Origin of the sequence: Pseudomonas sp. TYF_14, assembly GCF_043105275.1 — a bacterium.
Lineage (GTDB): Bacteria > Pseudomonadota > Gammaproteobacteria > Pseudomonadales > Pseudomonadaceae > Aquipseudomonas > Aquipseudomonas alloputida.
This window is the reverse complement of record NZ_JBICLK010000002.1, coordinates 40120-52805: the sequence shown is the minus strand read 5'-3', so window position 1 is coordinate 52805 and position 12686 is coordinate 40120. Positions and strand designations below refer to the sequence as shown.

Below are 12686 nucleotides of genomic sequence, written 5' to 3'. Positions count from 1 at the left end.
GATGCTGGCCTACATCCTGCGCCGCCTGCTGCTGATCATCCCGACCCTGTTCGGCATCCTCATCATCAACTTCATCATCGTCCAGGCCGCCCCCGGTGGCCCGGTCGAGCAAATGATCGCCAAGCTCGAAGGCTTCGAAGGCGCCACCAGCCGCATTGCCGGTGGCGGTGCCGAGGTTTCCGTGGCCGGCTCCAGCTACCGCGGCGCCCAGGGCCTGGACCCGGCGCTGATCGCTGAAATCGAACGCATGTACGGCTTCGACAAGTCGCCGCCCGAGCGCCTGTGGATCATGGTCAAGAACTACGCCCAGCTGGACTTCGGCGACAGCTTCTTCCGCGACGCCAAGGTGATCGACCTGATCGCCGAGAAGATGCCGGTTTCGATCTCGCTGGGGCTATGGAGCACGCTGATCATGTACCTGGTGTCGATCCCGCTGGGGATCGCCAAGGCCGTGCGCCACGGCAGCCACTTCGACGTGTGGACCAGCTCGGCAATCATCGTCGGCTACGCCATCCCGGCGTTCCTGTTCGCCATCCTGCTGATCGTGCTGTTCGCCGGTGGCAGCTACTTCGACTGGTTCCCGCTGCGTGGCCTCACCTCCAACAACTTCGACGAACTGAGCACCACCGGCAAGGTGCTGGACTACTTCTGGCACCTGGTGCTGCCGATCACCGCGCTGGTCATCGGCAACTTCGCCACCATGACCCTGCTGACCAAGAACAGCTTCCTCGACGAAATCAACAAACAGTACGTGGTCACCGCCAAGGCCAAGGGCCTGAGCCGATCACGGGTGCTGTACGGCCACGTGTTCCGCAACGCCATGCTGCTGGTGATCGCCGGCTTCCCCTCGGCGTTCATCGGCATCTTCTTCACAGGCTCCTTGCTGATCGAGGTGATCTTCAGCCTCGACGGCCTGGGCCTGATGAGTTTCGAAGCGGCCATCAACCGCGACTACCCGGTGGTCTTCGGCACCCTGTTCATCTTCACCCTGCTAGGGCTGGTGGTGAAACTGATCGGCGACCTGACCTACACCTTGGTCGATCCGCGCATCGACTTTGCCAGCCGGGAGCACTGACATGGCCTTGTCCCCCCTCAACCGCCGGCGCTTCGAGCGTTTCAAGGCCAACCGCCGTGGCTGGTGGTCGCTGTGGCTGTTCCTGATTCTGTTCGGGCTGAGCCTGGGCGCCGAACTGATCGCCAACGACAAACCGATCGCCGTACGTTACGACGGCCAATGGTACTTCCCGGCGTTCAAGCGTTACCCGGAAACCACCTTCGGCGGGGAATTCCCGCTGGAAGCCAACTACAAGAGCCCCTACATCCGCGAGCTGCTGGCGAAGAAAGACAGCTTCGTGCTGTGGGCACCCATTCCGTTCAGCTACCAGAGCATCAACTATGACCTGCGCGTCCCCGCCCCCGCCCCACCTTCGGCGGACAACTGGCTGGGCACCGACGACCAGGGCCGCGACGTGCTGGCGCGGGTGATCTACGGCTTCCGCATCTCGGTTCTGTTTGCCCTCACCTTGACCGTGGCCAGCTCCATTGTCGGCGTCATCGCAGGCGCCCTGCAGGGGTTCTACGGTGGCTGGGTCGACCTGGCCGGGCAACGCTTTCTGGAAATCTGGTCCGGCCTGCCTGTGCTGTACCTGCTGATCATCCTGGCCAGCTTCGTGCAACCCAACTTCTGGTGGCTGCTGGGCATCATGTTGCTGTTCTCGTGGATGAGCCTGGTGGATGTGGTACGCGCCGAGTTCCTGCGCGGGCGCAACCTGGAATACGTGCGCGCCGCACGCGCCCTGGGCATGCGCAACGGCGCAATCATGTACCGGCACATCCTGCCCAACGCGATGATCTCGACCATGACCTTCATGCCGTTCATCCTCACCGGCGCCATCGGCACCCTCACCGCCCTGGACTTCCTCGGCTTCGGCCTGCCCGCCGGTTCGCCCTCGCTGGGCGAACTGGTGGCGCAGGGCAAGTCCAACCTGCAAGCGCCATGGCTGGGCATCAGCGCCTTTGCCGTGCTGGCGCTGATGCTGAGCCTGCTGGTGTTCATCGGCGAATCCGCCCGCGACGCCTTCGACCCGAGGAAGTGACATGAGTGAACAGAACCTGATCGAAGTGCGGGACCTGGCCGTGGAGTTCGTGACCGGGGACCAGGTCAACCGAGTGGTGGACGGCGTCAGCTTCGATATTCGCAAAGGCGAGACACTGGCCCTGGTGGGCGAAAGTGGCTCGGGCAAATCGGTCACCGCGCACTCGATCCTGCGCCTGCTGCCCTATCCCCTGGCCCGGCACCCCAGCGGCAGCATCCGCTACGAAGGCAAGGACCTGCTGCAGCAGAGCGAGAAGACCCTGCAGCGCATTCGCGGCAACCGCATTGCGATGATCTTCCAGGAGCCGATGACCTCGCTCAACCCGCTGCATTGCATCGAAAAGCAGATCAACGAAATCCTCCTGCTGCACAAGGGCCTGACGGGCAAGGAAGCGACTGCGCGCACCCTGGAGTTGCTGGATATGGTCGGCATTCCAGAGCCGCGCAAGCGCCTCAAGGCCCTGCCCCACGAATTGTCGGGCGGCCAGCGCCAGCGGGTAATGATCGCCATGGCGCTGGCCAACGAGCCCGAGCTGCTGATTGCCGACGAGCCGACCACGGCGCTGGATGTGACCGTGCAGCTGAAGATCCTCGAGCTGCTCAAGGAATTGCAGGCGCGTATGGGCATGGCCCTGTTGCTGATCAGCCATGACCTGAACCTGGTGCGCCGCATCGCTCACCGCGTGTGCGTGATGCAGCGTGGGCAAATTGTCGAGCAAGCCGAATGCGCGACGCTGTTCAGCTCGCCACAGCACCACTACACACAGATGCTGATCAATGCCGAGCCCAGCGGGCTGCCGGCGCACAACCCGGTGGGCGCGCCGTTGCTGGAGGTGGATGACCTCAAGGTCTGGTTCCCGATCAAGAAGGGCTTTCTGCAGCGCACGGTCGACCATGTGAAGGCGGTGGACGGGGTCAACTTCAGCTTGCCCCAGGGCCAGACGCTGGGCATTGTTGGCGAATCCGGGTCGGGCAAGTCCACATTGGGCCTGGCGATCTTGCGGCTGATTTCCAGCCAGGGCGGCATTCGCTTTCATGGGCAGAACCTCGAAGGGCTGAACCAGAAAGCCGTGCGCCCCCTGCGGCGGGAAATGCAGGTGGTGTTCCAGGACCCGTTTGGCAGCCTGAGCCCGCGCATGTGCGTGGCGGACATTGTCGGTGAAGGGCTGCGCATTCACCGCATTGGCACCGCGCAGGAACAGGAAGCGGCGATTATCGCGGCCCTGGAGGAAGTAGGCCTGGACCCGCGCACCCGCCATCGCTACCCCCATGAGTTTTCCGGCGGGCAGCGCCAGCGCATTGCCATTGCCCGGGCGCTGGTGTTGAAGCCAGCACTGATTCTGCTGGATGAACCCACGTCCGCACTGGACCGCACTGTACAGCGGCAGGTGGTGGAATTGCTGCGTAACCTGCAGCAAAAGTACAACCTGACCTACCTGTTCATCAGCCATGACCTGGCAGTGGTCAAGGCGTTGAGCCATCAATTGATGGTGATCAAGCATGGGCATGTGGTGGAGCAAGGGGACGCGCAGGCGATCTTCCATGCGCCGCAGCATCCGTATACCCGGCAGTTGCTGGAGGCGGCGTTTTTGGAGGTTGAGGGTTCGTAGGGAATGGGTGGGTGTTCGCCTTGATTCTTGCGGTGTTGCGTAGATCGAGCGCCGCCCGCGCGGCGCATCGCGAGCAAGCTCGCTCCTACATTTGTTTCGGGCCAATTATTCCTGGGGCAGACGCGCGCGTCCCCTTGGCGCTCAACTCGACATCGTGGGGAACAAACAAGGCGGTCGCGCGCGCAGGCACAGGCGATACTGGCCCGAAACAAATGTAGGAGCGAGCTTGCTCGCGATGCGCCGCGCGGGCGGCGCTCGATCTACGCAACACACACAAAAACCAAGGCAGGCGCCTTGCCGCCCTGACGCAATGCAGCTGTGATCAATTTTTCTGACAATAATCGTCTTCCATCATCAGCCGAATCGGGCATAAATTCTCCGCCGTCAACTCCCAGTACCCACGGTAGAGCCCATGTCCAGTCCACAACACCAGCCCGCTTCCCCTGCCCTGGCCACCCTGATCCAGCGCTCCGGCCAGCCCAGCCCAACGCTGAGCGAAGCCCAGGCACACGCCGTGCTGCAGGCCCACTATGGCCTTGCCGGCAACCTTTCGGTACTGGGCAGCCAGCAGGACCTGAACTTTCGCGTGGTCACACCGCAGGGTGGCTATGTGCTGAAGGCCTGCCACGGCAGCTACGCCCAACTGGAGCTTGAAGCCCAGCACGCCGCCCTGGCCTTCCTGCGCGATCAAGGTTTGCCGGTACCCGCCGTGCGCTCAGCCCACAACGGCATGGGGTTGCTGGAACTGGACATCGACGCGCAACCACTGCGCCTGCGCCTGCTCGATTACATCGAAGGCCAACCGCTGACCCGCCTCAAGCACATGGAGCCGCGCTTGATGGCTGAACTGGGCGGGCTCTGTGCAAAGCTGGACAAGGCGCTTGCCCATTTCGATCACCCGGGCCTTGCGCGCACCTTGCAATGGGACCCGCAGCATGCCGGGGCACTGATCGATCACCTGCTACCGGTGCTGCAGGACGGCGGGCAGCGCGCCCGCATCGAACACGCCACGCGACAGGCCAACGAGCACCTGATGCCGCTGGTCGATCAACTGCCCAGTCAGGCCGTGCACCTGGACATCACCGACGACAACACCGTGTGGGCCCGTGATGCCCAGCGTCAGTGGCAACTGCAAGGCGTGATCGATTTCGGCGACCTGCTGCGCACCTGGCGTATCGCCGACCTGTCGGTGACCTGCGCTGCGCTGTTGCACCACGCCGAGGGCGACCCCCTGCGCATCCTGCCAGCCGTGCAGGCCTACCAGGCGCTCAACCCGCTGACCGAGGCCGAATTGCGCGCCCTGTGGCCGCTGGTGCTGAACCGCGCTGCCGTGCTGGTGCTGAGCAGCGAACAACAGCTAACCGTCGACCCGGGCAACCAGTACACCCGCGACAACATTGCCCACGAATGGGAAATTTTCGACACGGCCACCGCCGTGCCTTTCGCCCTGATGGAGGCGGCCATTCTGCAGGCTGCGGGCCTGCAACCCGCGGCGCCGGACTGGAACGACTGTGCCCCCCTGCTCCCCGAGCTGGCCGGGCTGGCTGTCACACGGGTGGACCTGGGAGTACTCAGCAAACACTTCGAGGCCGGCAACTGGGAGCAACCCGGTTACGACCAGCATCTGCTGACTTCGCAAGCCGCCCCGGCCTGCAGCCTGCACGGGCAGTATCGCCTGTCGCAAACCCATATCGATCGCCCCGAGGAGCCTGCCACCTGCGCCCTTTTCGTCGAGCTGCATGTGCCCAACGGCAGCCCGGTGCAAGCGCCGGCAGCCGGCACCTGGCAGCACAGCGGCGACGGCCGGGGCTGCCTGCGCACCCCGCATTGGGCTTTGTGGCTGCAAGGCCTGGAAGACGCACCGGCAGACGGCCAGGCCGTGGAAAAAGGCCAGGCCCTGGGCAGCAGCTGCGGCTTCCTCAGCGTGCAGGTATGCCTGGACAATGGCAGCCAGCCGCCGCGCTTCGCCACGCCGTCACAAGCCGCCGCCTGGCTGGCCCTGTGCCCGTCACCAGCCGCACTGCTGGGCTTCGATTGCGATGCCGAGCCGCTACCCGATCCGCAAGCCCTGCTGGCCCGCCGCGATGCCAGCTTCGCCCGCTCGCAGAAGCACTACTATGCGCAACCGCCGCACATTGAACGTGGCTGGCGCAACTACCTGATCGATATGCAGGGCCGTTCCTACCTGGACATGCTCAACAACGTCGCAGTGCTGGGCCATGGCCATCCACGCATGGTTGCCGAGTCGGCGCGGCAGTGGTCGCTGCTGAACACCAACTCGCGCTTCCATTACGCAGCAATCACCGAATTCTCCGAGCGCCTGCTGGACCTGGCCCCCGAAGGTTTCGACCGGGTGTTCATGGTCAACAGCGGCACCGAGGCCAACGACCTGGCGATTCGCCTGGCCTGGGCCTACAGTGGCGGGCGCGATCTGCTCAGTGTGCTGGAGGCCTACCACGGCTGGTCGGTGGCCACCGATGCCATCTCCACGTCGATCGCCGACAACCCGCAAGCCCTGGAAACCCGCCCGGACTGGGTTCACCCGGTCGAAGCACCGAACACCTTCCGCGGCCGCTTCCGCGGGGCCGACAGCGCCGCCGACTACCTGCAAGACGTCGACGCCAAGCTGGCTGACCTCGACGCCCGTGGCCGTCAGCTGGCGGGCATCATCTGCGAACCGGTGTACGGCAATGCCGGCGGTATCTCGCTGCCCGCAGGCTACCTGCGCGCAGCCTATGCCAAGGTCCGCGCCCGCGGCGGGGTGTGCATCGCCGACGAAGTGCAGGTGGGCTATGGCCGCCTGGGCGAGTACTTCTGGGGCTTCGAGGAACAGGGCGTGGTGCCGGACATCATTACCATGGCCAAGGGCATGGGTAACGGCCAGCCGCTGGGCGTGGTCATCACCCGTCGCGAAATCGCCGAGGCGCTGGAGGCCGAGGGCTACTTCTTCTCCTCGGCCGGTGGCAGCCCGGTCAGTTGCCGCATCGGCATGGCAGTGCTGGATGTCATGCAGGAGGAAGGCCTGTGGGACAACGCCCGTGACACCGGGCGCTACTTCAAGGCACGCCTGCAGGCGCTGGTCGACAAGCACCCGCTGGCCGGCGCGGCACATGGCTCGGGCTTCTACCTGGGGCTGGAACTGGTGCGCGACCGCACCACCCTGGAGCCGGCCACCGAAGAAACCATGATGCTGTGCGATCGCCTGCGTGACCTGGGCATCTTCATGCAGCCGACCGGCGATTACCTGAACATCCTCAAGATCAAGCCGCCGATGTGCACCAGCCGTGCGAGCGTGGACTACTTTGTCGACAGCATTGACCGGGTGCTGGGCGAAGGCCTGTAAGTGTCAAGGCGTGGGCCCGACGGCTGCGGCCCACGCCTGTAATGCCTCACACGCGGCCATGGCCACCTGCTCATCGGTGCGCCCGGTGAACTGCCGCTCGATCGCATCGGCGGCAATCAGCCCGGCAATGGTGGGCTTGCCGACAGCATCGGTCAGGTCCAGCCATTCCCCCCAACTGGCGGGTACGTCGTACCAGCGCAGGTAGCCTGAGGGTGAACACGGCCACCATCGCTCATCGAACTGCAGAATCACTTTCTCCAGCTTGCCCATCCCCAGATGCGCCAACGCTCCCTGCTGTGTTTCAGGTAACGCAGGGGTAAAGCGCAACGTTTTCAGAACCCCCACCGGGACTGTGCAAATGCAGAAGTCGCACACGTCTTCATTCACCATGACGCGCGCGCTCGACCAGTCGATGTGGGTGACAGGACTGTTCAGGCGGATATCCAGGTGCTTCGACAGCAAGTCGACAAGCTCGCTGTAGCCGCCTGGCAGCATACGATCACCATGCCCGACCCCCTCTTCATCCAAGGCACAGGCCGACAGTTGCTCGACGGGCAAACACGCTTCCAGTACAAGGTTGGCGTCGATGGCGAACTGCGTGGCACGCGCGAGCGCGGGGTCGAGTGTGGCCATGTAGCCATCGATCGCGTCAGACAAAGGTTGTTGCCGATCGAGACGCCTGGTCAAGGCATCCCAGGCGGCGTCGATATCCGGCAACGCCCCGCCGCGTGCCGCTGCAAGCGGGCAACTGAAATCGGTCTCGACGCAAGCCAAGCCATGTTGAAGTGCAACAGCGGCCAATGGGTTCTCGGCAAAATGCTGAAGCCATGCCGCACCTTCATCTGCTTTCACGCCGCCCAACTCGACAGTGTGCGTGCGCCCACCCGTTCGCCCACGCGCCTCCAGCACAGTGCAATCGACACCCCTTTCCCGCAAGCGTTGAGCGGCAGCCAAGCCTGCACACCCCGCACCGATCACGATCACCTTGCTCGCACCGGCACTCACGGCTGCCTCGGCGGCACGCAGCCCATCATTCCACGCACCATGAGTCATTGCCGGAGCGCTGGCATTACAAGCTTCTCCAGCGATGACCAAGCGCCCATGCAGCACTTGGCCCAGGGCGCTTCGATGCAACGGCGATCCGCCAGGCAGCAAGGCACTGTAGGCACCGAGGCTGAACGGGTCGCTACTCCAGTGGGTGACATGCCACGCGGTTGGTCTGTGCACGCTTTTCTCCGTTGAGGGGACTGTCCTGCAGGTGCATTAATGTTCATAATTTTTAGCAATAAAAGATGATCATCATCAGGTTTACTGACAATGGCCTTTACCAGCGACTCCCTGGCGATTTTCCTCGCGGTGCTCGATGCCGGCTCGTTCTCCGCCGCCGCCCGCAAGCTGGGCCGTGTGCCTTCAGCCGTGAGCATGGCAATCGCCCAACTGGAAGCGGAACTGGACCTGCCCCTGTTCGACCGGGCCACGCGCAAAGCCTTGCCCACCAACGCCGCCCTGGCGCTGGAGCCCCAGGCCAGGCAGGTCATCTGCCAACTCAACCTGCTCGATGCCCAGGCCCTGCAATTGCACAAAGGCCTGGAAAAGCGCCTGACCATCGCCATGGCGCCCGAGTTGCAGACCGGCCGCTGGAGCCAGCCGCTGGAAATCCTCGCCCAGGCATTTCCCAGCCTGGAAGTCGAGGTACGTTCGGCCACCCAGACCGAAGCCATTCGCCTGCTGCATGACGGCAGTGTGCAATTGGCCCTGGTGTTCGAACGGCCCGGCATCGATGAGCGCGAGTCATTCCTCGAGGCCGGCAGCCAACTGCTGGTGGCCGTTGCCTCACCGCGCCATCCAGCCGGGCAGAACAGCGGTACGCCATTGCCTGAAGAGGCCTTTGCCGAACAACGGCAGATCATCGTGGCTTCGGGCAAGGCCACCGGATCGGACCCACGCATGGTGCTGTCCCGGCGCATCTGGCTGACCGACAGCTACCTGGCGACGCTGGACCTGGTGCAGTCCGGGCTGGGCTGGGCCTACCTGCCGCAGCCATTGGTCGAACCGCTGATTGCCTCGGGCGCACTGGCCGAGGTGCGCTTCGACAACATGGCCAACCGCCTGCGCTTGTGGGTAGACATCATCTGGATCAAGTCGCGCCCGTTGGGCCTGGGCGCGCGACGCTACCTGGAAGTCATGCGCCAGCTGTTCGAGAAGGAGCCCCCCAGGGCCTGACCCCCTTGCGCGCGTCCAGGCCCTGCAGGCGTTCGCCCAGCCCTTTGGGCTGTGTGCGGGTTATGCTGTCGGCGCCACCAACCTGTAGCCAACCCCCGCCTCGGTAATGATGAACCGCGGCGCCGTGGGGTCATCGCCCAGCTTCTGTCGCAGATGCCCGACCACGATGCGCAGGTAGTGGGTATCCTCCGCATGGGTCGGCCCCCAGATATCCTTGAGCAACTGCTGCTGGGTAATCACCCGCCCGGGGTGCCCGGCCAATATCGCCAGCAAAGCATACTCCTTGCGTGTCAATGCCACCTCCACACTGTCGAGCGTCACCCGGCGGAAGGCAAAATCCACCGTCAACGGACCAAAGCTGGCTGCCACTTCCGAGCCGCCGGCTTGTGGCACCTGACGCAGCAACGCCCGCACACGCGCGAGAAACTCCTGGATACCGAACGGCTTGGTCACATAGTCATTGGCACCACCATCCAGCGCATCGACCTTCTGCACTTCACTGGCACGCACCGACAACACCATCACCGGCACTGCACTCCATTCGCGCAACTCACGCAGTACCTGCTGGCCGTCCATGTCCGGCAGCCCCAGGTCGAGCACCACCAGGTCCGGCTTGCCCAGTGCCGCCTGGGACAACCCTTCGGCACCGGTGGCGGCCTCCAGCACCTTGTAGCCTTGCGAGGCCAGGCTGATACGCAGGAACTTGCGGATCTGCGGTTCATCGTCGATGACCAACAGGGTGGCGGACTGGCTCATGGGGTTTCGCTTTCGGCTTCAGGTTGAGGAGGCAGCGGCAAGCATAGAGTGATGCTGGTGCCTTGGCCATCAATGCCTTCGCCCACCAGAATCTGCCCGCCATGGGCACCGATCATGCCCTGGCAGATAGCCAGGCCCAGCCCGGTACCCTGCCCGCCGCGGTCGCCACGGGCGGCGGTGTAGAACATATCGAAGATTTTCTCGCGGTCGGCTTCAGGAATGCCGGGGCCCTGGTCGCTGACGGTCAAGCGCAGTTGGTCGTCATGCACCGCCACCTGCAGCTCAAGCCGACCATTGGCCGGCGAAAAGCGTGCGGCGTTTTCCAGCACGTTGACCAGTGCCTGCTCGATCAACGCCGCATGCACGAACAGCAATGGCAGCTCGGCCGGCACGTCCGTGTGCACACGCAGCGGCGCCAGCACCACCCGCAGGCGGTTGAGCGCACTGCCGACGATATCCGCCGGGGCCACCCAGTCGCGGGCCAGCTTGAGGCCGCCATGGCCCAGGCGGGTCATGTCCAGCAGGTTCTGGATGTAGCGATCGAGGCGTTCGGCCTCGTTGCGGGTGCCCTCCAGCAGCTCGCGGCGGTCTTCAGCCGGGATCGCGTCGCCCAACGCCAGCAGGCTGTCGATGCTGCCACGCATGGCGGTCAACGGCGTGCGCAAGTCATGGGATACGGAAGCCAGCAGGGCGCTGCGCAGTTGCTCGGTTTCGCCGTGCAGGCGTGCGGCTTCCAGCTGTTCAGCCAGGCGTGCGCGGGCCAGGGCCTGGGCCAGGGGCTGGCCTAGGGCGGTGAGCAGGCGCCGGCGTGGGTCGCTGAGCGGCTGCCCGTTGCGCGGGCGCACACCCAGCAGCGCCAGCGGCTGATCGTCTACCGCCAATGGCCACCACCACCAGCGGCCATTAGGCAGGGTATCGCTGCCGTGACCGGCGGCCTGCCCATGCTGCCAGGCCCAATCGGCAGCCGCCCGTTCGGTGTCGCTGAAGGTGCAGGCTTCCCCGCTGGCCACTTGCAACTGGCCTTCGGCGTTGCGCTCCAGCAAGCACACCTGGGCGTCCTGCCAGCCGTCCAGGTGCTGGCCGGCAGCCTTGAATATGGCTTGGCGGTCGGTGGCTACCGTCAACCGGCGAGACAGGTCGAGCAACTGGCTGGTCTGTGCCTGGGTCTCGCGCAGCGCCTGCAACTGGCGACGCTGGCGCGCGGCCAGGTTGCCGGTAAGCGCAGCCATCAACAGAAAGAACACCAGTGTCAGCACGTCTTCTTCGCGCTGGATGGTGAACGAGAAGTTGGGCGGTATGAACAGGAAGTCATAGACCAGGAACGACAGCGCGGCGCAAGCCAGCGCAGGTCCCAGGCTACTGCGCACCGCGACCAGCAACACCGCCGCCAGGAACACCAGCGAGATATTGGGCAACGCGAGCACACTGGACACCGCCCAGGCCAGACCCGCAGCCATCACGGTGGCCAGCAGCGCAAGCAGGTAATGACGCCACACCCACACCCGCCGCACGGCTGAACGCGGCGCTGGCGGCTGCACGTCGCGGTCCAGCACGTTGATTTCCAGGCCACGGCTTTCGCGCAGCAGCCGCGCCGCCACACCCGCGCCGAACAAACGCCTACGCAGGCGGTTGCGGGACTGCCCGACCAGCACCAGGCTGGCCCGCCGCTCGACAGCATGCTGGATCAGCGTACGGGCCACTTCGCCAGCACGCAGCAGTACCACCTCCCCGCCCAGTCGCTCGGCCAGTTGCTGCGCGGCTTGCAAACGATGCCGTGCGGTTTCGTCACGCAGGCGGCCGTTGTCCACATGCACCAGGCTCCAGGGCAGGTGGCGGCGCTGGGCCACGCGGCTGGCATGGCGCACCAGGCGTTCGGCCTGGTCGTCACCGTCTATGCCCACCAGCAACCGGCCGCGCAAGGCCGGCGCCTCCTGGCCGCGCTGACGATAGCCGTGGGCCAGGTCGGCATCGACCTGAGCAGCGGCGGTCTGCATGGCCAGCTCGCGCAGGGCGGTGAGGTTGGTTTGCGAAAAATACGCATCAATGGCCGCCCTAGCCTGCTCGGGCACGTACACCTTGCCTTCACGCAGGCGTTCGAGCAGCTCTCGCGGAGGCAGGTCGATCAGCACCAGCTCGAACGCTTCCTGCAGCACCCAGTCCGGCAGGGTCTCGCGCACTTGCACGCCGGTAATGTCACGGACCTTGTCGTTGAGGCTTTCCAGGTGCTGGACGTTGACCGTGGTGTACACGTCGATGCCCGCGGCCAAGAGCTCTTGTACGTCCTGCCAGCGTTTGGCGTGGCGGCTGCCGGGGGCGTTCGTGTGGGCCAGTTCGTCCACCAGGGCCAAGGCCGGCGCGGCACGCAGCAGGCCGTCAAGGTCCATTTCCTCAAGGGTGACGCCACGGTACTGGCTGCGCAACAAGGGCTGCTGATGCAGCCCTCCGAGCAACGCTTCGGTTTCGGCGCGGCCATGGGTTTCGACCACCCCGGCCAACACCTGCACGCCCTGGCGTTGCTGGGCGTGTGCGGCCTGGAGCATGGCGAAGGTCTTGCCGACGCCGGGGGCAGCGCCCAGGAACACCTTCAGCCGGCCCCGGCCGGTGCGTGGGAGGTTGGCCAACAGCGCATCGGCGCGGGCGGAGTCACTCATGTTTCATC

The 12686-nt window shown here is 64.9% G+C and carries 8 protein-coding genes; 5 read left to right on the top strand and 3 right to left on the bottom strand.

Features of this window, described 5'->3' with window-relative positions:
• The first annotated feature begins 1 nt into the window (after position 1).
• The 4 genes from ACF8O8_RS00355 (at position 2) to ACF8O8_RS00340 (ending at position 7048) form a co-directional block, all read left to right on the top strand.
• Positions 2 to 1075, top strand: coding sequence for a microcin C ABC transporter permease YejB (locus ACF8O8_RS00355; RefSeq protein WP_010954918.1), 1074 nt, complete (start codon positions 2 to 4; stop codon positions 1073 to 1075).
• A 1-nt stretch (position 1076) separates the two neighbouring features.
• Positions 1077 to 2096, top strand: a complete 1020-nt coding sequence (locus ACF8O8_RS00350) for an ABC transporter permease (RefSeq protein ID WP_010954919.1) — start codon at positions 1077 to 1079, stop codon at positions 2094 to 2096.
• 1 nt (position 2097) lies between these two features.
• Positions 2098 to 3705: an ABC transporter ATP-binding protein gene (locus tag ACF8O8_RS00345; protein WP_392509089.1), complete on the top strand. Its 1608-nt coding sequence runs from the start codon at positions 2098 to 2100 to the stop codon at positions 3703 to 3705.
• Positions 3706 to 4117: 412 nt separating this feature from the next.
• On the top strand, positions 4118 to 7048 hold the full coding sequence (locus ACF8O8_RS00340; protein WP_049588229.1) for an aminotransferase: 2931 nt from the start codon (positions 4118 to 4120) through the stop codon (positions 7046 to 7048).
• 3 nt (positions 7049 to 7051) lie between these two features.
• Here the strand turns inward: ACF8O8_RS00340 and ACF8O8_RS00335 are convergent, their stop codons facing one another.
• Positions 7052 to 8275 (bottom strand): FAD-dependent oxidoreductase, encoded by a 1224-nt coding sequence (locus ACF8O8_RS00335; RefSeq protein ID WP_392509088.1) that lies wholly within the window; start codon positions 8273 to 8275, stop codon positions 7052 to 7054.
• 90 nt (positions 8276 to 8365) lie between these two features.
• Between ACF8O8_RS00335 and ACF8O8_RS00330 the strand changes: the two genes are divergently transcribed.
• Complete coding sequence (locus ACF8O8_RS00330; protein WP_392509087.1) at positions 8366 to 9271, top strand: LysR family transcriptional regulator; 906 nt, start codon at positions 8366 to 8368, stop codon at positions 9269 to 9271.
• Between the two features lie 60 nt (positions 9272 to 9331).
• Here ACF8O8_RS00330 and ACF8O8_RS00325 read toward each other — a convergent pair whose 3' ends face one another.
• Entirely contained in the window at positions 9332 to 10027 is a 696-nt protein-coding gene (locus ACF8O8_RS00325) for a response regulator (protein WP_392509086.1), read from the bottom strand.
• Positions 10024 to 12678: a sensor histidine kinase KdpD gene (locus ACF8O8_RS00320; RefSeq protein ID WP_064493156.1), complete on the bottom strand. Its 2655-nt coding sequence runs from the start codon at positions 12676 to 12678 to the stop codon at positions 10024 to 10026. Before ACF8O8_RS00320 ends, ACF8O8_RS00325 begins: the two co-directional genes overlap by 4 nt.
• Positions 12679 to 12686: the final 8 nt, after the last annotated feature.

What these genes read in the sequence shown, in the direction of transcription:
- ACF8O8_RS00345 (WP_392509089.1), top strand. Translation starts at nt 2,098, where the DNA reads ATGAGTGAACAGAACCTGATCGAAGTGCGGGACCTGGCCGTGGAGTTC.
- ACF8O8_RS00330 (WP_392509087.1), top strand. Translation starts at nt 8,366, where the DNA reads ATGGCCTTTACCAGCGACTCCCTGGCGATTTTCCTCGCGGTGCTCGAT.
- ACF8O8_RS00320 (WP_064493156.1), bottom strand. Translation starts at nt 12,678, where the DNA reads ATGAGTGACTCCGCCCGCGCCGATGCGCTGTTGGCCAACCTCCCACGC.
- ACF8O8_RS00340 (WP_049588229.1), top strand. Translation starts at nt 4,118, where the DNA reads ATGTCCAGTCCACAACACCAGCCCGCTTCCCCTGCCCTGGCCACCCTG.
- ACF8O8_RS00325 (WP_392509086.1), bottom strand. Translation starts at nt 10,027, where the DNA reads ATGAGCCAGTCCGCCACCCTGTTGGTCATCGACGATGAACCGCAGATC.
- ACF8O8_RS00350 (WP_010954919.1), top strand. Translation starts at nt 1,077, where the DNA reads ATGGCCTTGTCCCCCCTCAACCGCCGGCGCTTCGAGCGTTTCAAGGCC.
- ACF8O8_RS00355 (WP_010954918.1), top strand. Translation starts at nt 2, where the DNA reads ATGCTGGCCTACATCCTGCGCCGCCTGCTGCTGATCATCCCGACCCTG.